Annotated in this window: 13 protein-coding genes; 6 read left to right on the plus strand and 7 right to left on the minus strand. The window is 60.9% G+C overall.

What is annotated here, in order from left to right; translation table 11 throughout:
• Nucleotides 1–37: 37 nt before the first annotated feature.
• From IPJ76_07790 to IPJ76_07805, 4 genes are read right to left on the minus strand one after another with little or no spacing between them, the layout of a single operon-like run.
• A complete protein-coding gene (locus tag IPJ76_07790) occupies nucleotides 38–445 on the minus strand; it encodes a GxxExxY protein (protein ID QQR88101.1) in 408 nt (135 codons plus the stop codon).
• Nucleotides 446–492: 47 nt separating this feature from the next.
• The gene (locus IPJ76_07795; GenBank protein ID QQR88102.1) at nucleotides 493–1488 is read right to left on the minus strand and encodes an NAD(P)H-dependent glycerol-3-phosphate dehydrogenase; all 996 of its coding nucleotides are present in this window, start codon (nucleotides 1486–1488) and stop codon (nucleotides 493–495) included.
• Nucleotides 1485–3158, minus strand: coding sequence for a M28 family peptidase (locus IPJ76_07800; protein ID QQR88103.1), 1674 nt, complete (start codon nucleotides 3156–3158; stop codon nucleotides 1485–1487). The genes IPJ76_07795 and IPJ76_07800 overlap by 4 nt, the downstream gene beginning before the upstream one ends.
• A gap of 35 nt (nucleotides 3159–3193) precedes the next feature.
• Nucleotides 3194–4315, minus strand: a complete 1122-nt coding sequence (locus tag IPJ76_07805) for a glycosyltransferase (GenBank protein ID QQR88104.1) — start codon at nucleotides 4313–4315, stop codon at nucleotides 3194–3196.
• A 49-nt stretch (nucleotides 4316–4364) separates the two neighbouring features.
• On the opposite strand from IPJ76_07805, the gene IPJ76_07810 reads away from it, so the two are divergent.
• From IPJ76_07810 to mce, 6 genes are all read left to right on the plus strand, one after another.
• On the plus strand, nucleotides 4365–6242 hold the full coding sequence (locus tag IPJ76_07810) for a peptidylprolyl isomerase (protein QQR88105.1): 1878 nt from the start codon (nucleotides 4365–4367) through the stop codon (nucleotides 6240–6242).
• A 67-nt stretch (nucleotides 6243–6309) separates the two neighbouring features.
• Entirely contained in the window at nucleotides 6310–12504 is a 6195-nt protein-coding gene (locus IPJ76_07815) for a hypothetical protein (protein QQR88106.1), read from the plus strand.
• Nucleotides 12505–12530: 26 nt separating this feature from the next.
• Complete coding sequence (locus IPJ76_07820) at nucleotides 12531–13037, plus strand: hypothetical protein (protein QQR88107.1); 507 nt, start codon at nucleotides 12531–12533, stop codon at nucleotides 13035–13037.
• 35 nt (nucleotides 13038–13072) lie between these two features.
• Nucleotides 13073–13636 carry a DUF1684 domain-containing protein gene (locus IPJ76_07825; GenBank protein ID QQR88421.1) on the plus strand — a complete coding sequence of 188 codons (564 nt, stop codon included), beginning with the start codon at nucleotides 13073–13075 and terminating at the stop codon, nucleotides 13634–13636.
• A gap of 119 nt (nucleotides 13637–13755) precedes the next feature.
• The gene (locus IPJ76_07830) at nucleotides 13756–14559 is read left to right on the plus strand and encodes a hypothetical protein (GenBank protein ID QQR88108.1); all 804 of its coding nucleotides are present in this window, start codon (nucleotides 13756–13758) and stop codon (nucleotides 14557–14559) included.
• Between the two features lie 84 nt (nucleotides 14560–14643).
• Entirely contained in the window at nucleotides 14644–15054 is a 411-nt protein-coding gene (mce, locus tag IPJ76_07835; protein ID QQR88109.1) for a methylmalonyl-CoA epimerase, read from the plus strand.
• Here mce and IPJ76_07840 read toward each other — a convergent pair.
• From IPJ76_07840 to IPJ76_07850, 3 genes are all read right to left on the minus strand, one after another.
• Nucleotides 15051–15764 (minus strand): lipoprotein signal peptidase, encoded by a 714-nt coding sequence (locus IPJ76_07840; protein QQR88422.1) that lies wholly within the window; start codon nucleotides 15762–15764, stop codon nucleotides 15051–15053. The two genes, mce and IPJ76_07840, sit on opposite strands and share 4 nt — an antisense overlap.
• Nucleotides 15765–15841: 77 nt before the next feature.
• Nucleotides 15842–16228 carry a TraR/DksA family transcriptional regulator gene (locus IPJ76_07845; GenBank protein QQR88423.1) on the minus strand — a complete coding sequence of 129 codons (387 nt, stop codon included), beginning with the start codon at nucleotides 16226–16228 and terminating at the stop codon, nucleotides 15842–15844.
• A 548-nt stretch (nucleotides 16229–16776) separates the two neighbouring features.
• Complete coding sequence (locus tag IPJ76_07850) at nucleotides 16777–20238, minus strand: isoleucine--tRNA ligase (protein QQR88110.1); 3462 nt, start codon at nucleotides 20236–20238, stop codon at nucleotides 16777–16779.
• Nucleotides 20239–20279: the final 41 nt, after the last annotated feature.

Below are 20279 nucleotides of genomic sequence, written 5' to 3' on the forward strand. Positions count from 1 at the left end.
ACGGAGGCACAGAGGCACGGAGAACGCAGGGAAGGGATCAGGCTTGGGTGATATCGCCGTTCACAACGCGTCGTATGCCATGCTTCAGTAGTGCGTCGTTGAAGTTGATGAGAAGGCCGACCTTCCGGTCGGTGAGTTTCAGGTAGGTGAGCAGTTGAGCGACATGCGCCTCATGGAACTGGTCGACGGTTTTCACTTCCACTATGACACGGCCTTCGACAAGGATATCCAAGCGCATGGTGGCCCCAAGAGGCTTCCCCTTGTAGGATACCGGAACGGTCAGCTGGCTCTCAACGATCAACCCACGGTCCTTCAGTTCTTGGATCAGGCATTGCTCACAGATGCTCTCCAGCAGTCCTGGCCCAAGCTCCCGGTGCACCTCGTTGGCCGCAGCGATGATCAGCGAGGTCAACTCGTCGATCGTTCGTCTCTTTCTCGTCTCCATCTTCTCCGTGCCTCTGTGCCTCCGTGGTCTTCTTCCCTCCGCCTTCTTCACGCCAGTCGCTCGCTCAGCAACCGCATCTCCATCATGGGCGCCATCTTCTCGTAGAGCATGCGATAGGTGCTCTCACTGATGGGCATGTCCACTTTCAGCTTGGCATTGATCTCGTGCACGCACTTCACCGCGTAGTAGCCTTCGGCCACCATGTTCATCTCCATCTGCGCTGCACGCACACTGTAGCCCCTGCCCACCATGTTGCCGAATTCGCGGTTGCGGCTGAAGGTTGAATAGGCCGTAACGAGCAGATCGCCGAGGTAGGCCGGTTCGTTGATGTCCCGGTCGATGGGATGCACGGCCTTCACGAAGCGTTCGATCTCCTGGATCGCACGCGCAACTAGTACAGCCCGGAAGTTGTCGCCGTAGCCGAGCCCCACGCTGATGCCGGCACATACCGCGATGACGTTCTTCAGGATCGCGGCGTACTCCGTGCCGTAGATGTCGTCGCTCAATGTGGTCTTCATGAAGCGGCCATTGAGCGCCGTGCCCATGGCCTGCGCCATGGCGTTGTTCTGGCTGGCGATCGTGAGGTAGCTGAGCCGTTCCATGGCCACCTCCTCCGCATGGCACGGACCGCACACAACACCGAAGTCCTTCTTCGCCACACCGCAATGCTCGAACAGGTATTCGCCCACGATCTGGTTGGTCTGCGGTACGATGCCCTTCACGGCACTGAACACGGTTTTCCCCGCCAGCTCCGACTTGTCCAGTTGATCCAGCGTATCCTTCAGGAAGGCCGAGGGCACGGCAACGATCAAGACATCCGCATCACGCACCACCGCGTGGATATCGGGGTCCATCGCCAAGCGCTCCACCTCGAACTGTGCAGCACTGATGTAGTCGGGATTGTGTCCGTACTTGCGGATGTGCTCAATGGTTTCCGCTCGGCGCACCCACCACCCCACACGCTGTTGTGTGCCGGTGAGCAGCTTCACCAAGGCCGTGCCCCAACTGCCCGCGCCGATAACGGCAATACGGCTTCGGCTCATTTGAAGGTGATGTCGGCGGTGACGCGCTTGCCTTCGCGCAGCACGGTCACCTGCGTGGTGTCGCCTTTCTTGAAAAGGCCCAGCGCTTTCATGTAGCTCATCATATCACTGATCTCCTGCGGCCCGAGCTTCACCACCACATCACCGGCCTTCAGACCGGCGGCGGCAGCGGACTTGCCCTCCGTTACGCCGTCCACGCGCATGCCTTTGCCGTCGTACATGTAATCGGGCACCACACCCATGGTCACCTTGAAGCGCGGTGTCTCGGCACTGTCGGCTTCCTGCGTTTTGGTGAAGGTCAATTTGCCGTCGTCGTTCAGCGTTGTAACCAGGCTCTCGATGTAGCGGGTGATGTCGAGCATCCCGGGGAAGTTGATCTTCTCGATGTCGTCGCCGGGCTTGTGGTAGTCGCTGTGGCTGCCGGTGAAGAAGTGTATCGCGGGAACGTCCTTCAGGTAGAAAGAAGTGTGGTCGCTCGGCCCGATGCCACTTGCGCTGGTCTTCGCCTTCAGACCGTTGATCTTCATGCGGTCGATCTCCGCCCAGCTCGGCGAAGTGCCCACACCGCTGATGGCCACGGTCTTCGACGTGTCGAGGCGGCCGACCATGTCGAGGTTGATCATGTAGTTGAGCTTCTCGATGGGCACTGTGGGATGCTTCGTCCACCAGTTGCTGCCGTACAGCCCTTTCTCCTCGCCACTGAAGCCGATGAAGAGGTAGTCGTTGCCGCGGGCGTTGTCCATCTCGCGCAGGTCGCGGGCCAGTTGCAGCATCACGGCCACGCCGCTGGCGTTGTCATCGGCGCCATTGTGGATCGCGGGCTCACCGCGGTGGAGGGATCCCTCATCGCCGTAGCCCAGGTGGTCCAGGTGCGCACCGATCACCACCACGTTCTCTTGGCCGTTGTCGATCATGCCCACCACGTTCATGCCGGTGCGTTGTTCGCGCACGATGTCGGTGTTGATCACGACGGGATTGCCGTCCACGATGAGCCCATCGTGCAGGTCGCCGGTGAGGAAAAGCACGGGCGCGCCGAGTGGCTGCACTTTCTCGCTCAGCCTGAACTCCGGGGATGTGGCGTCCTTGTCGTCGTTGTAGAACAGTACGGCCACGGCACCCTTGCTGATGGCCAGTTCGGCGCGCTTACGCAGGTCGTTGTGTTCGATGTAGCGGCTGTGCGGATGGACGCCGTCGGGGGAACTGACGCTGATGGCGGCCACCGCTCCTTTCACGTCCACGCCTTCATAGTCCGTGCGGCCCAGTTGCGGTGCATCGATGCCGTAGCCGGCCTTCACCAGCTTGCTGAAGACCACGCCCGTGTCGCAATAGGCCAACGGGAACCACTGCTCCAACACAGTGAACTTCTTGCGGCCCACTTGCAAGCTGTTCTTCAACCCCAGTTTCGGTTGCGCCGCGAACGTGAAGCGCTGGATGTAAGTGACGCTGTCGCCATAGGGGATCAGTCCAGCACTCTGGAACTTCCCGACGATGTAGTCCACGGCCATCTTCTCGCCCTTCGTGCCGGTTTCACGGCCTTCCAGTTCATCACTGCTCAAGTACTGCACATCGTAGCGCATCTGATCACGCGCATCCTGGTCGGTCATCCATTGTGCGCGGGTGACGAACGGGAAGAAGCAACAGAGGGTAAGGCTGGCAAGTAGGGCTCTCATCGTGGTGGTGCGGAACGGGACCGCGAAGATGCAGCCTACAACCCCTTCGCGAACGTCACCAAACCGTCAGCGAACCGCGCCCACGAAAGCTCGTTGCGCACCGCATCGAAGTTGTCCCGCATGCGCTGCGACCGGTCGCCCTCGAAGAAGGTCTTCAGCCCCTGGGCTATGGCATCGGCATCGGGCCTTGGCACCATGAGGCCGGTACGTTCGTGCATCACGGTCTCGGCCAAGCCACCGACATCCGTGGCGATGACCGGCACCCCGAAGTGGAAGGCGATGGCCGTAACCCCGCTCTGTGTTGCGGTGCGGTATGGCAGCACTAGGCAATCGGCGGCACTGAAGTACGCCGGGACTTCGGCGTCCGCGATGAAACGCTGGAACACGTGGATCCGTTCGCGCAAGGGATGGGCGTCGATCATTCGCTGGTACGGAGCGAAGTCCCCATAGGCCTCACCAGCAATGACCAACTGATGTGTGCCATCCAACTGGCCGAACGCCTCGATGAGCAGGTCGAGCCCTTTGTAGTCGCGGATCAGACCGAAGAAGAGTATCGTCTTCAAGGCCGGGTCCACACCAAGATGCGCAGCAGCCGCGGACCTGTCCCAGCGGGTGCCGAAGTGATCATAGAGCGGATGCGGCAGCACTTGCACCTGGGCGTCGGGCTTCAGCGCGCGGATATCATCAGCAACGGCTTGGCTGAGCGCGATAAAGCCGTTGTGCCGCTTGAAATAGTACCGCGCGAAGTCCTTGTCGAAAAAGCGTGGCTCGTGCGGAACAGCATTATCCACGATGCCGATCGCTTTCGCCCCGGTCCGGCGCACCCGCGCAGCAACGGCCCCCATTGCCGGACCGAAGAAGGGCATCCACATGCGTGTGAGCAACAACTCCGGCTTCTCCAACGCGATCCGGTTGGCGGCAGCGCCCCAGTTCAACGGCCACACGCTGTCGAGCACCCGCACCGCACCAACATCCGTTGCCGTGTCATCGGCCTCCACGAACTGCGACTTGCCAGGAAAGAGGAAGCCGGGATACTGCCGGGTGAACGTGAACGCCTTCACCTCGTGCTGCACGGCCAGCGCTTTGTGCAAGGCGGCACCGAACTGCGCAATGCCGCCCCGGTACGGGTGGAAGGCCGACAGCTCCGCAATGCGCATGGTGCGTCAAAGATGGCAGCGGATAGTTTGGCGCTCCGAGCCGACCATCATGAAACCACTGCCCATCGTTGCCCTGGTCTTGTCCTTCATGTCGTGCACGGAACAACCGCAACCTGCGGCGTCTTCCACGATCGCCGTTGTGAACCAATGGGCCGATGAGCGGATGATGGACGTTCTGGAGGCACAAGAGAAACGTGATGCAACCGCTTTGTGCGGATTCCTGTCCGACTCCACGGCCGCGGTGCGCAAAGCGGCCGCCACCGCGCTGGCAGCAGTGCAGGACAGCAGTGCGCGCTCCTGTCTCATCAGTGCTTTGGGCGATGCGCAAATGGATGTACGGCTTGCGGTCGCACGGGCCTTGTCCTACATCGCCGATAGCACCGCCCTTACTGCAATGGCAGCTGCAAGCAAGGCGACGACCGACACGCTGTTCGCCAACGCCATGAACGAAGCCGCTTTTTCCGGCAGTCTCTCGCAGCCACACGATGCCATGTGGTATGTGAGCTACTTGGAAAGTACCGACCCGGTTGTCCGACAGCGCTCGGCGTACCGCATGGCGCGGCTCAAGGCGGAAGAGCTCAATGGGCAATTCCCGAGCATACTCCATGCCCTACGAGTGGAGCGCGATGTCACGGTGGCAAGAGCCCTGATGTCGGCTTTGCGCACCGACAACAACACAGCAACGCTCAAACTGCTGCAGGACAGTTCTGTGTCGGCCCGTGACCCCTCTCTTCGGATAGCTGCTGTGCGCGCACTGGGCACAGAGAAGTTCAATGGGCATCAAGAAGCTGCCGATCACTTTTTCAACGCCCTTCGCGACCCCGATCCCGGCGTTTCGCGCATCGCTCTCGATGTGCTGCAGAAGCGCGAAGGGCTTGATGGTGCGCGATGCTGGCAGGAAGCCCAGGAAGGCGCCGCGCCGCACATCCAGCTGGGCCTTTACGGCCTGGCACTGAAGCATGGCGACGAGGGCACACGACAAGTCGCGCGCGGATGGCTGAAGAGCATGGGTGCTCAACCGCTCGACGACTACGCCCAAGCCGAACTCGTGCGTGCGCTGGCCAACGACCCCGACGTTGACATGATCCCCGCGCTGTTGGAGCAGATGACATCGGCCAAGGCCCCGGTCGTTCGACTTGCCGCGGCCGAACTGGCTGCTGCACGTGTTCGTGAGCAAATGAAGCGTGCCCGCTTCGCATCGCGCGAGGCCCAGTACGCCATGCTCGGCGAGGTGGTGCAGAAGGCAATCGCCACCAACGATGCCGGCCTCATCGCTTTTGCGTGCGAGCAATTGGGGGAGGAGGACAGCAGCGCCGTGCGCGTCATGGTCTCAGACTCCGCATTGATAGCATCACGAACACATCTGCATCCTGTTCGCGACCTGGAAACGCTCCAGCTCATCGAGCTGATGCTGGCCAAACGCAATGGCCTTCCTGCGCCGGAGCACAAGTCTCCGCCCTTCAACCATCCGATCGATCACGAACGGCTGCTCTCACTGGAACAGGGGCAGCGCTACCGCATCGCCACCACCAAGGGCGACATTGTCATTGCAACCAATGTGAACGAGGCGCCGGGCAGCAGCGTCGCGTTCGACTCACTGGTGATGGCGGGCTACTACAACGGCAAAGCCTTCCACCGTGTGGTGCCCAACTTCGTCATACAGGGCGGCTGCCCGCGCGGCGATGGTTATGGTGGCATGCCGTGGACCTTGCGCACGGAAGTCCCGGGCACCGGCTTCACCGCTGGTTCAGTGGGCCTCGCCTCAGCCGGGCGCGATACCGAGAGTTGCCAATTCTTCATCACGCACGTGCCCACACCGCATCTCGATGGTCGCTACACCAAGTTCGCGGACGTGGTGAGCGGCATGGACGTGGTGCAACGGATCGTTGTGGGCGACCGGATGGTGGTGGTGGAGCGCGTGGAGTAACCCGAGGTGCTGCCCACCTTTGCGGCAGCGACTTCCGCCACTTCGTGCGTCACAAGCATCGTTCATCATGCGCCATTCCCTTTTCCTGTTCCTCGCAGGAGCACTGCTGCTCGGCTGCCGACCCAAACACGACCTCACCGGCTGGCAATACAGCGACCCCATGAAGGACCCGGACCCGCGCTGGGCACACATCGACTCGCTGGAGAACAATGGCCTGTTCGCAGATGCGCTCACAGCTACCGAGGCTCTTCTTTCCGAGGCACAAGGCAAGGATGATTGGCGCAATGTCTTCCGTGCTACGCTCCGCCGTGCCGATCAACAGCAAGCCATAGGCACAAGCGAGGAGGCGGTACTGCAACAACTCGATCAGAGCATCCCGCAGGACCACTACCCGCTCAAGCAACTGCTCCACTCAGCAGTAGCCGAGCGTTGGTGGCAGTATTACCAGAACAACCGATGGACGATCCTTGAACGCACGAACATCGGTTCTGTCACTTCGAGCGCAGTCGAGACATGGAGCCAGGCGCAGTTCATCAACAAGATCATCCATCACTTCCGCGCGTCGCTTCAACCCGAGGACTCACTGAAGGCCACGCCGACGAGCATTCTCGGCGATCTGCTGCTGAATCCCGAGGGCACGATCACAGAGGATCCGAAGAGCGCCCCCCTCTCCTTGGGAGAGGGGACGGGGGTGAGGTTGCGACCCACCCTCTTCGACATCCTCGCCCACCGCGCACTCGATGTCTTCCGCAACACGGAAACCCGCCTGGCCGAACCTTCGTGGAGCTTCAAGCTCAATGATCCGCGGGCGTTCGCCTTGTTCGAAGCCTTCGCCAACAAGCCGTTTGCTCATCGCGACAGTACGAGCTGGGAGTTCCAGGCGCTGCGGTTGTACCAGCAGTTGGAGGCGAAGCACCTCGTGGCCGCCAAGCCCGATGCGCTGGTGGATGTCACGCTGCAGCGCCTGGCCTACGTGCGCGAACGGAGCACGCTGCCCAACAAGGACACCCTCTACTTGAACGCGCTGGAAACACTGGCTTCCCGCGTTCCGAAGGACACTTGTTGGGGCGATGTGCTCATGGCCCAAGCCCGATGGCATGCCGAGATGGGCGAGAAGTATGATCGCTCAACGGAGGGTGGGCCAGCCACTGCCCCGTGGAAGTGGGAGCGCAGTACGGCGCGTGTGCTGTGCGACAAGATCATCGCCCGCTTCCCTGCATCATTCGCGGCACGCAATGCGAGAGCGTTGAAAGCAAGACTAGAGGAGCCGTCATTGCAGTTGTTCGTGGAGGAAGCTGTTTCGCCGAACGAACCGTTCCGTGTTGCACTGGGATACACGAACACCAAGCAAGTGTGGTTGCGCGTGGTGGAGGACAAGGCGACCGTGGAAGAGCGGTTCGGTCAGGAGCGTGAACAGACCCTTCTGAAGGCGCGGCCCATCAACGAGTGGAACGTGGCATTGCCGGATGACGGCGACCTGAACAACCACCTCATCGAACTGCCCGTCGCCGGCCCTCCGCTCGGGCACTACGCCGTTCTGGTCAGCACTTCTCCAGACTTCGCAGCGCGGAAGGATGTTGTTGTACACGCGTCGTTCTGGTCCACCCAACTGTCGATCTCCGCACGCAGCAACGGTCCGGAAGTCGAGCTGCTCGTGGTGGATCGGATCACTGGTGCACCCATCAAGGATGCCATTGCCAAGTATTGGATCAACACCTACCAAAGTGGCGGTGCTCGGTTCAAGTCCAGCTCCGACTTCCTCAGTACGGATGAGAACGGCACCGTGCGCGCTGTCATCCCCGGATCAGGGTCGCAGGTCAAGTGGTCCGTTACCAAAGGTGGAGATGAGTACATCGGCGCACAGCAATGGATCGGCCCAGGCCGTGTTGGACCCGAGGGGCCCCAACTGCGCACCCTCCTCTTCACCGACCGCGCCATCTACCGCCCCGGCCAACCCATCGAGTTCAAGGGCATTGCCACGGTGAGGAACGGCAAAAACACAGAAGTCATCGCAAAGCGCCGCACGACGATGAAGCTCTTCGATGCGAACGGCGAACTGGTGGATTCCGTGAACATCACCACGGACAGCTACGGTTCGTTCAGCGGGAAGTTCAAGGCGCCGGGCGGGCTCACTGGCCAGCTGCGTATCCAAGAAGAGCACGGCAGTAAATACCTGCAAGTGGAAGAGTACAAGCGGCCCACGTTCGAGGTGGTCTTCGACCCAATCACGGCCGCGCCCAAACTGGAGCAACAGGCGGAAGTCACGGGCGTGGCGAAGAGCTATGCCGGCGTGCCGCTTGATGGTGCGCAGGTGAAGTGGACGGTAACGCGCAACGCCCGCATGCCGTGGTGGTGCGGGTGGGGTTGGCGCGGCTTTCCGGGGTGGGGACGATCAACCGAGATCGCAAGCGGCACAGCAGAGACCGATGCCACGGGAAAGTTCACGGTGAAGTTCTTGGCCACGGCCGATGCATCGTTGCCGCGCCAAGCTGACCCAACATTCACATACACGGTGGAAGCCAGCATCACCGACATCAATGGCGAAACGCAGAGCAGCAATACAGCGCTCAGCGTGGGTTACCGCAGCATCGACATCGCGCTGAACGTTGGCGAGAGCATCGACCGCAGCGCAACCGATAGCCTCGATGTGCGTGTGCAGAACTTGAACGGCCAGGATGTGGACGTGCCGATGACCGTGCGCATCCATGAGCTGGTTCTTCCCGACGGCACGCCCGAAGTGCAACGCCTGTGGCAACGCCCTGATCGCGTATTGGACGGTGAACCCGCCATCGATCCTGCCCGCGAAGACCCGGCACAGTGGAAGCGCCGCGCAACCGTGCTCGACAAGTCAGGCCACCGCGCCAAGGGAAAGGAGCTTTCGCTCAAGGGCATCAAGGATTGGCCCGTGGGCAGTTACCTCATTGAGGTCATCGCCAACGACGCCGATGGCAACGAGGTGAAAGCCACCAAACACATCACCCTCTTCGATCCCGACATTCAGAACACCGGCTTCGTCAACGAGGCCTTCCATGTGGAACGGATCTCCTCCCCTCTCCTTGGGAGAGGGGCCGGGGGTGAGGTAGAACCCGGAACGAAAGCCATCCTCCTCCTCAGCTCCGCCCTCTCCGAAGCCAACGCCCTGATGGAGATCGAGCGCGACGGTATCATCTCAGCCAAGCGCTGGTTCAAACTGACCAAGGGCCAGCAACGCGTTGAGATCCCCGTCACTGAAGAAGACCGCGGCGGTTTCACCGTGCACTTCCTGTGCGTGGAGCGCGGGCGTGCGCACCGCGAGCAGGTATTCATCGCAGTGCCGTGGACGAACAAACAACTGCAAGTGCAATGGAGCACCTTCCGCGACAAGCTGCTGCCCGGCGCCAAGGAAGAGTGGCGCTTGAAGATCAGTGGGCCCAAGGGCGAGAAGGTCGCGGCACAGTTGCTCGCTGGTATGTACGATGCTTCACTTGACCATTTCGTGCCGCACGGCTGGGACATGGACATCTGGCACGGCAACTACCCGCGCTTGGGATGGGACCACGTGGAGCCGTTCGGCATGAGCGGTGGGCAGGGGATCTACCGGGAGGTAGTGATGCCGCAGGACACGTCGCGGATCTACCCGTTCCTGATAACTGGATCGGGATGGGACCGGTATAGACATTTCCGTGGTAATGTGCTCCGCGGCGGACGGGCCGAGGGCACCTATGCATATTTCGATGGCGTTGAGGTCGCGGGGCAGGCATTTGCGGCAGATTCCGATGGCGCGATCGCACTTTCGAACTCGTTGGCATGGAGTGTCTCTGGTAACGCAAAGCCACTCGGCAAGGATGAAAACAAACCCACGGACCAATCATCAGCCCAACAACCATCAGCGCGCACCGACTTCCGCGAAACCGCCTTCTTCTTTCCCGACCTGCTCGCGGACAAGGATGGCAGCATCGTGCTGCGCTTCACCATGCCCGAGGCGCTCACGCGCTGGAAATTCATGGGCCTGGCACACACCACCGACCTGAAGACCACGCAGTTCACCAAGGAGGTCGTGACGCAGAAGCCGCTGATGGTGACTCCCAATCTACCGCGTTTCATGCGTGCAGGCGATCGCATAACGCTCACGGCGAAAGTCAGCGCGCTCGAAGGGAAACACTCCGGCACGGCATCCCTCGAACTCTTCGACCCTTACACGAACAAGCCGATCGCTGCCGCGTTCTCGTTGAAGAGCGCCACGCGCCCGTTCTCCGTCGCACCCGGCCAAAACGCCAACGTGGCGTGGGACATCACCGTTCCGGAAGGAGTGGACATGGTGAGTATGCGCATCACCGCGAATTCGTCCCCCTTTGAAGGGGGCAGGGGTATGGGGCACTCCGACGGCGAAGAGAAACCACTGCCCATCCTCACCGATAAGCTCTTGGTGACCGAGAGCCTTCCGCTGTGGAGCAGCAAAGCGGGCACGAAGACCTTCACACTGAACAAGCTGAAGAACTGTCACCCTGAGCTAGCCGAAGGGAGCACAACACTGAAGCACCAGTCGCTGAAGTTGGAGTACACGCCCAACCCGGCATGGTATGCGGTGCAAGCGCTGCCCTATCTGATGGAGTTCCCCCACGAATGCGCAGAACAAACCTTCAGCCGTTTCTACGCCAACGCTCTGGCCGCGCACATCGGGAACGAACGGCCCAGCATCAAGAAGGTATTCGATCAGTGGCGTTCCACCTCCCTCCCCACCGGGGAAGGCCGGGGTGGGGTGGCATTCACAAGCGCCCTCGAGAAGAACACCGACCTGAAGAACATCATCCTCGCCGAAACACCATGGGTGATGAACGCGCGCAGCGACCGCGAACGGAAGGAGCGCATCGCACTGCTGTTCGACATTCAGCGTATGGCCGATGAGGAAGCCACTGCACTGAAAAAGCTGCGCGATATGCAACTGCCCAACGGTGCGTGGCCCTGGTGGAGCGGCATGCGCGAAAGCCGGTACATCACGCAGCACATTGTTGCCGGCCTGGGTCATTTGGAGAAGCTTGGCGCCGCCGACCTGCGCCCCGACGGACAAGTGCAAGTGATGCTGCGCAACGCGGTGCAATGGCTCGATGCGGATGTGGACCGCGAGTACCGCGAACTCGCAAAGCGCACCAAGAAGGAAGACCTGGAGAAGTACGCGCCCAGCACCACCGACATCCACTTCCTCTATACCCGCAGCTTCTTCCCGCGTTGGCCCATCGACGGTGCAACGGCAACTGCTGCCAACTTCTACAAGCAACGGTTGGCGACGACATGGTTGAACTACGGCCTGCAAGAGCAGGGCATGATCGCACTGGCATTGCACCGCTTGGGCGACAAGTCCACCGCAGCCGCGATCATGGAGTCGCTGCGGCAACGCGCCACACAGAGCGAAGAACTCGGCATGCACTGGAAGAACTTCAATGGCGGCTACGACTGGTGGCAGTTCCCGGCGGAGACCTACGCACTGATGATCGAAGCTTATCACGAAGTGGCCAACGACCAAACCAGCGTGAACGAACTGCGCACCTACTTGCTCAAGCTGAAACAGACCACCGACTGGAAAACCACCAAGGCCACTTCCGAAGCGTGCTACGCGTTGCTGCTTACCGGTGATGACTGGCTCGCTGAGGACAATGCCCCATTGATCAAGGTGGGTGGCGTTGAGTTGAAAGCCGACAAGTCGGAGGTTGGCACAAGCGCGATGGAAAAGTCATGGAGCGCCGCCGAGATCAAGCCCGCCATGGCCGATGTGACGATCACCACCACGGCCGACAAACCCTCGTGGGGCGCCCTGCACTGGCAGTACTTCGAACGGATGGACAAGATCACGCCCCATGAAAGTCCGTTCAGCATCCGCAAAGAGGTCTTCCTCATGGAGCAAACCGAAGAAGGTGCGCGCTTGGTTGCGGTAACCGGAGACCAGGCGGTGAAGCCCGGCGACAAGCTCACCATCCGCATTGAGCTGCGCGCCGATCGTTACGTGGACTACGTGCACATGAAGGACCTGCGCGCCGCCGGACTGGAGCCCACGGAAGCGCTAAGCGGGTACAAGTACCAAGGCGGCCTCGGCTACTACCAGAGCATCCGCGATGCCAGCATGAACTTCTTCTTCGACCGCATCGCGCCGGGCACCTACGTGTTCGAGTACACGTTGCGCGTCACCCACGCCGGCGATTTCAGCAACGGTATCACCACCGCCCAGTGCATGTACGCACCGGAGTTCTCCAGCCATAGTGGCGGTGTGCGTGTGGCGGTTTCGAAGTAGCCCATCACGGCACATACTTTACCCCCATGAAAACAGCTTTTGCCTTCATCTGTGCCGCTGCCTTGGTCGCGTGCGGCGCTCCGGGCACCAGCGAGGAAACCGCTGACACCGGTACCACCACCGCCACAGGCAACACCATCGACCTGTCGCAATTCGATATGCCCTTGCTGGTGAACGTGCCGCATAACGGTCACGAACCCAAAGCCGTCATGAACGAGGAGCGGGGCCGTGCCGAGGTGAGGGCGGGCGAACACTTCGGCCTCATCGTCACCGAAATGGAACCCGACTTTGCGCGCCTGAAGGCCGACCTTGATCGCGACATGCTGGTGAAGAACACCATCACACAGGAAACCTCTGATCTGATCGTATACACCAGCGAGTTCCCCGACGGCACGGGCACCTTCACCCACTTCATGCAGGTGGTGCGCAGCGGCAGCCGCACGTTCGTGGTGGAGGACCTGCCGGACGGCCGGTTCAACGAGAGTGACGGACGGGCGATGGTCGGAGCGGTCATCGCAAAACCCGCCGCATGACCCGGTCCGCGCTCTTTGTGGTCGGGTTCGCATTGATGCTCGGCGCCCACGCCCAATGCGACAGCAGCTGGCGCGATTCGCTCGATGCCTACTGGGGCCGCATCGACCACGAATACGCCGACAGCGCGCATTCGCCCTTGAAGCCTGATGACAGGAAACTGTTCGAGCATTTGCACCGCTTCACGCCCGACCCGGCGTTCTGCTTAGCGGCCAGCTTCAAACCGGCAACCGCCGCGGAGCCCTTCGCCATGAAGACGACCACCACACGCGCGCCGCTCTACAAAGTGCACGGTTGGTTGTCCTTCACGATCGGTGAACAGGACTTCACCCTGCCCGTGTACGAACCGGCAACGCCGATCCCGGGCCATCCGGGCCATCTCTTCCTGCCTTTCACCGACCTCACCAACGGCGAAGAGACCTATGGTGGTGGGCGCTACATCGACCTGCAAGCACCCCTGGCGGAGCAAGTCCACATCGACTTCAACCGCGCCTACAACCCTTACTGCGCGTACAACGACCGTTACAGCTGCCCTATTCCGCCGCTGGAGAACCACATCGATGCCGAGGTGCGGGCTGGTGTTCTGAAGTTCCACGATTAGCCCGCGACGGACCCAGATCTTGGCCCGTCCGACAGGTCGCGCCGCTCGACGAGCACCCTTGACACCCTTGCCAAACGGTGGGCACCCCGATTAGATTTGGCACCCTTCACCGGAGAGCCATGCAAACAAGTACCCGTTCCTTCTTTACCGTAACAGCGCTCTTCGGCGCGCTCGTTCCCGCATTTGCCGGCATGTTGGTGGTGGAAGGCCATTACCAAGGCAAGAACCTCTTCGTGCAGAACCCCTTCAGCGAAGCGGGTGTGGGTTTCTGCGTGTACGAAGTGACAGTGAACGACCTCGTGGCCACGGACGAGATCAACAGCAGTGCGTTCGAGGTGGACCTGGGCAACTACAACCTGAAGCTGGGGGCGCCGGTGTCGGTGAAGATCAAGCACAAGGACGGCTGCGGCCCCACTGTGCTGAACCCCGAAGTGCTCCGCCCCAAGAGCACGTTCGACATCGTGAAGCAGGAGATCGCCTCGGACGGCACCTTCAAGTGGGTGGCCACCAACGAGACGGGCGAGCTGGCCTACATCGTGGAGCAGAAGCGCTGGAACAAATGGGTGAAGTGCGGCGAAGTGATGGGCGCCGGAACACCCGGTGAGCACAGCTACGAGTTCAAGGTGACGCCCCACAGCGGCGAGAACACCTTCCGTGTGAAACAGGTGGACAGCACCAAGCGTCCGCGCTACAGCGAGGCGGTGAAGTACACCGATGCCAGCGTTGCGCCCGTGACCTTCACACCGGCAAAGCCGAGCAAGGAGATCGTCTTCAGCAAGGCCACGCTGTACGAGATCTATGACCAGTACGGCAACATCGTGAAGCGCGGTTACGCTGATCGCGTGGACGTGAGCACGATGAAAAAGGACATGTACTACCTCAACTACGATGTCCGTATGGGCGAGACCTTCATCAAGAAGTGACCGCCGTTCGTTGAACCCATTGCCAAGACCCTGCTACCCGGCGCGCAGTGCGAAGGGGGCAGGGTCTTCGCTTTAGCCCCCGCCATGATCCGCATCGAACACATCGGCATTGCCGTGAAGGACCTGTCTTCCGCCGAGGAGACCTATGCACGTCTGCTGGGCGCTCCAAGCTACAAGCGCGAGGCCGTGGAGCGCGAAGGCGTCATCACATCCTTCTTCAAGGTGGGGCCGAACAAGATCGAGCTGCTGGAAAGCACAACACCCGACGGCCCGATCGCCAAGGCCATCGAGAAGCGCGGCGAAGGCATCCATCACATCGCGTTCGAGGTGGACGACATCCGTGCGGAGATGGCGCGCTTGAAAACGGAGGGCTTCCAATTGCTCAGTGAGGAGCCCAAGCGCGGTGCGGACAACAAGCTCGTCTGCTTCGTGCACCCGCAGAGCGCGAACGGTGTGCTGGTGGAACTGACCCAGGAGATCCCAGCTGAGAGCTAGGCGGTCGTTTCCCCCTCGGGCAAAGGCGCCTCGGCAGGGGTTGTCATGAGGCCATCATTCGCGCCAGCGTCGGGTGCTGCCTCGTTCTTCCTCGGATAAAAGCGTCGCTGGAAGAGAATTAGGCAGATGACGCCCACGCTGATCGACGCATCGGCAATGTTGAAAATGGCACTGAAAAAGGTGAAGGTCTTGCCGCCCACGTACGGCATCCACTCCGGCCATTGCGCGTTCTCGATGATCGGGAAGTAGAACATGTCCACCACGGATCCGTGCAGGAAGGGCGCATACCCCTCCGTCGACAGTTGCGCAATGCCGTGGTACTCCTTCACATCGCCTGAAGGCATCAGCGTGGCGCCCTCGTTCCAGATCAGCCCGTAGAAGGTGCTGTCGATGATGTTGCCCATGGCGCCTGCGAAGATCAATGCCATGCAAAGGACCAGTCCCCTATGGCGGTTCTCCCGCACCAGCGAACGCAAGTACCACGCAATGCCGATGACGGCCACGATGCGGAAGAGCGTAAGCATCAGTTTGCCGGTTTCTCCGCCCCAAGCCAGGCCGAACGCCATCCCCGGGTTCTCGATGAAACGCAGCTTGCACCAATCGCCGATGAGCGGGATCTGCGTGCCGTACGGCATGGTCAGTTTCACCCAAACCTTCAGCCATTGGTCGGCCAGGAGGATGGTGAATATGACGGCTAGCGCGCGCTTCACGGTGGTGCGGTCCTGTTGGGGCCTTTGCACGATGGGCGGCCGTTACGCCGCCCATCGCAGGTCATTCGTTCGTTCGTCTAGCTGCTCATCTGCTGCTTGGCTTCGATGCTCAGGGTGGCATGCGGCACCAAGCGCAGGCGCTCCTTGCTGATCAGCTTGCCCGTGACGCGGCAGATGCCGTAGGTCTTGTTGCGGATGCGCAGCAGGGCGTCCTCCAAGTGCTTGATGAACTTCTCCTGGCGGCCAGCCAACTGCGCCGTCTCCTCGCGGCTCAACGTCTCGCTGCCATCCTCGATCATTTTGAAAGAGGGACTGGTGTCGTCGGTTCCGTTGTTGTCGGTGTTGGCGAGCGTCTGCTTCAAGAGGTCGTAGTCCTTGCGGGCCTCCTCCAACTTCTTGTTGATGATCCCTTTGAACTCCTCCAACTCGTCATCGCTATAGCGAGCGCGATCGTCCTGCTTCATGTTCTTGTTGATCTTGGCCATGGCCGGTTTCGGCGCGGGGAAAGCCGGCCGGGCCACTTGTTTTACAACGGGTGCTGCGTTTTTCGAGGCGTCATCTTGTCTTCCGCCCCGGCCGCGCTTAGCGGGTTCGGCTTTCGCGACCGGTGCCTTGACCTCCTTTACCGGTGCGGGTTTGGGAGCGGGAGCGGGCTTGGGGGCGGGCTCTGGCTTCGCCGGGGCTTTGGTGGCTACGGCTTTTGCCGGCGCTGCCTTGGGGGCGGGTGCTGGTTTCTTCGTGACGGGCGCAGCCTTGGGCGCCACTTTCTTGGGCGCAGGCTTCACGACCTTCCCACTTGTGCGGGACGCGGACGTCTTCACCGGTGCGGCTTTCTTGGCTGGAGCCTTCTTGGCAGGGGCGGCCTTCTTCGTGGGTTTTGCAGCCGGTTTTGCTTTCGCTGCGGGTTTCTTGGCAACAGCCTTCTTAGCGGGCTTGGCTGCTTTCTTGGGTGCTGGTTTCTTGGCCATGACGGGACCCCTTTTGAAATTGATCCGCGAATATAGACGCAACCCTAACCCGCGGCCGTCAGCTTTTCCACGGCCAGCGTGCATGTGAGCCGATCGTCGAGCGCAATGGTGTGCACACCGGTGGAAGTCCCGCCCATATCCGCTACCAGCAGTTCATCCGGGGATGTGACGGCAAGTGTTTCGGACAGGATGTAAGGTGCGTGGAGGCGGATCGCAGCTTCGAAACCGTCCGCGGCATTACGCTGGATGCGCAGCGCGATGCGGTCCGTCACCTCCAGCCCCGTCTCCTTGCGTATGGTCTGGATGCGGCTCACGAGTTCGCGGGCGATGCCTTCCTGGACGAGCGGTTCATTGAGGGTAATGTCCAACGCCACCGTGAGGGCGCCATCGCTGGCCACGCTCAGCCCGGGAATGTTCTCAGCGGTGATCTCCACATCGTCGCGCAGGAGTTCCACTTCCTGTCCTTCAACGGTAAGCTTCATGCTGCCCTTCGTTTCCAGCTCGGCGATCTGCGCCTGATCGAACGCGGTGACGGCGGCGGCAACCCCCTTCATCAACTTGCCCATGCGCGCACCGAGCTTCGGGAAGATCGGCTTGATCTTCTTGGTCAATTTGCTTTCGCTTGCGTCGAGGATCACGAGTTCCTTCACGTTCACTTCGCTCAACACCAGATCACGGATCGCTTCGAGATGTGTGCGCATGGCGGTGTTGGTCACCGGCACCATCATCTTCTGCAGTGGTTGACGAACGCGATGGCCTTCTTTTTTGCGAATGCTCAACACGAGCGATGTCAACTTCTGCGCGAGCGCGGTGCGGTGTTCAAGCTCAAGGTCGATGGCCTTCTCATCCTGCTTCGGCCAATCGCTCAGGTGAACACTTGTTCCGGTGAGGTCGCGGTACAGCCGGTCGCTGAAGAAGGGCGCGATGGGTGCGCTCAACATCGCGATCACTTCCAGGCAACGGTGCAGTGTTTGGAACGCCGCGTTCTTGTCCGAGCCCATCTCGCCCTTCCAGAAACGGCGACGGTTCAAGCGTACATACCAATTGCTCAGGTCCTCGACGACAAAGTCCTGGATCGCGCGCGCGGCGATGGTGGGCTCGTAATCGGCGTAATTGGCGTCAGCCAGTTTCATCACGCTGTTGAGGCGTGAGAGGATCCAGCGATCGGATTCGGTGAGAGCCAAAGCAGCCTCATCCCCCAACCCCTTCTCCGGCCTCACCCCAGCCCTCTCCAAAGGAGAGGGAGCGAAGCCATCGATGTTGGCGTACAGCGCGAAGAAGTTGTAGGTGTTGAAGAGCGCGCGGAAGAACTTGCGCTGCACTTCGGTGATGCCCTCCGCGTCGAACTTCAGGTTGTCCCACGGCGAAGCGTTGCTGATCATGTACCAGCGCACGGCGTCGGCACCGTAAGTGTCCAGCGTCTTGAAGGGATCCACGGCGTTGCCGAGGCGCTTGCTCATCTTCTGGCCCAACTTGTCCAGAACCAGGCCGTTGCTCACCACGGTCTTGTAGGCCACGGAATCCTGCGTGAGCGTGGCGATGGCGTGCAGCGTGTAGAACCAGCCGCGCGTCTGGTCCACGCCTTCGGCAATGAACGCTGCAGGGAACTTCTCCTTGAAGGTGGCTTCGTTCTCGAAGGGATAGTGCCATTGCGCGTAAGGCATGGCGCCGCTGTCGAACCACACGTCGATCAGGTCGGTCTCTCGGCGCATGGGTTTGCCGCTCGGCGAGACAAGTACAAGGTCATCAACGAACGGGCGATGCAGGTCCACGGTGTCGTAGTTCGCGTCGGACATATCGTTCGGGTCGAAATCGGCGTACGCGTCGGCAGGCAGGATGCCTGCCTTGACACTCCGCGCGATCTCTTCCTTCAGTTGCTTCAGCGAACCGATGCACAGTTCTTCATCGCCATCGGCCGTGCGCCAGATGGGCAGCGGGATGCCCCAGTAACGGCTGCGCGAAAGGTTCCAGTCCTGCAGGTTCTCCAGCCAGTTGCCGAAGCGGCCGGTGCCGGTGCTTTCGGGTTTCCAATTGATGCCCGGAATCCCTTTCTCAGGATTGCCCTTGTTCAGCTCAACGAGCCGGTCCTTCTTCGCGGTCACACGCACGAACCAGCTATCCAGTGGGTAGTAGAGCACGGGTTTGTCGGTGCGCCAGCAGTGCGGATAGTTGTGCTCGTACTTCTCCACCTTGAAGGCGCGGCCCTCGGTCTTCAGCTTGATGGCGATGCGCTCGTCCACGCTTAGGTACTTGTCGCGGCCTTGCTTCTTCGCCTCGGCGGCCATCTCTTCCGTGCTCAGGTATTCAGCCTTCACGTACTCGCCCGCGAAGTCGGTCACCCCCGGTTTGAAACGGCCGCGGAGGTCCACCAAGGTGAGCGTGCCGATGCCGTGCTGACGTGCAACGCGCATGTCGTCCGCGCCGAAACTCGGGGCGGTGTGAACGACGCCAGTGCCCTCTTCCGTGGTCACGAAGTCGCCGCCGATCACCTTGAAGGCATCGCCGCCTTCGGGCTGGGCGTAAGGAAGGAGTTGCTCGTACCGGATGCCCTCGAGCTGGTGGCCCAAGAACTCACCGTCGACGTTCCATGGGATGTTCTTCCCATCCTTCTTGTAGTCGTCGAACGAAGCATCCTGGCTCTTCTCATTGAAGTACGCGTTCAAGCGCGCCTTCGCCAGCACAACGGTCTGCGCTTCGTGGGTGTACGGGTTGAAGGTCTTCACCCGCACGTAGTCCAGCTTCGGGCCGACAGAGAGAGCGGTGTTGCTCGGCAACGTCCACGGGGTGGTGGTCCAAGCCATGATGAAGACATCGCCGAAAGCATCCTTGAAGAGGAACTCGCTCGCGTGATCGGGTTTCACTTTGAAGAGCGCGACGGCACTGGTGTCCTTCACCGGTTTGTAGGTACCCGGCTGGTTAAGTTCGTGTGAGCTGAGACCGGTCCCGGCGGCGGGCGAGTATGGCTGGATCGTGTAGCCCTTGTAGAGCAGGTCCTCGTCGTAGAGCTTCTTCAGCAGGTGCCACACGCTCTCGATGTACTTCGTGTGGTAGGTCACGTACGGCTTCTCCAGATCGAGCCAGAAGCCGATGCGCCGCGTCATGTCGTTCCACACATCGGTGTAGCGCATCACGGCCTTCTTGCACGCGGCGTTGTACTCCTCGATACTGATCTTCTTCCCGATGTCCTCCTTGGTGATGCCGAGCTCCTTTTCCACGCCGAGCTCAATGGGCAGACCATGCGTGTCCCAGCCGGCCTTGCGGTCAACTCGATGGCCTTTCTGCGTCTGGTACCGGCAGAAGATGTCCTTGATGGCGCGTGCCATCACGTGGTGGATGCCCGGTAGTCCGTTCGCGCTGGGCGGCCCCTCGTAGAACACGAAGGGCGGGGCATCCTTGCGCAGTTCGAGGCTCTTGCCGAAGGTGTCCTCGGTATCCCATTGCGTCAATACCTCCTCGGCGACCTTGGGCAGGTCGAGTTCATCATACTGCGGGAAACGCGCGGCCATCGTGGTTTTTGAAGGGGCGCGAAAGTAGCCTTGTCAATTGA

The organism is Flavobacteriales bacterium (assembly GCA_016699575.1).
Taxonomy (GTDB): domain Bacteria; phylum Bacteroidota; class Bacteroidia; order Flavobacteriales_F; family PHOS-HE28; genus PHOS-HE28.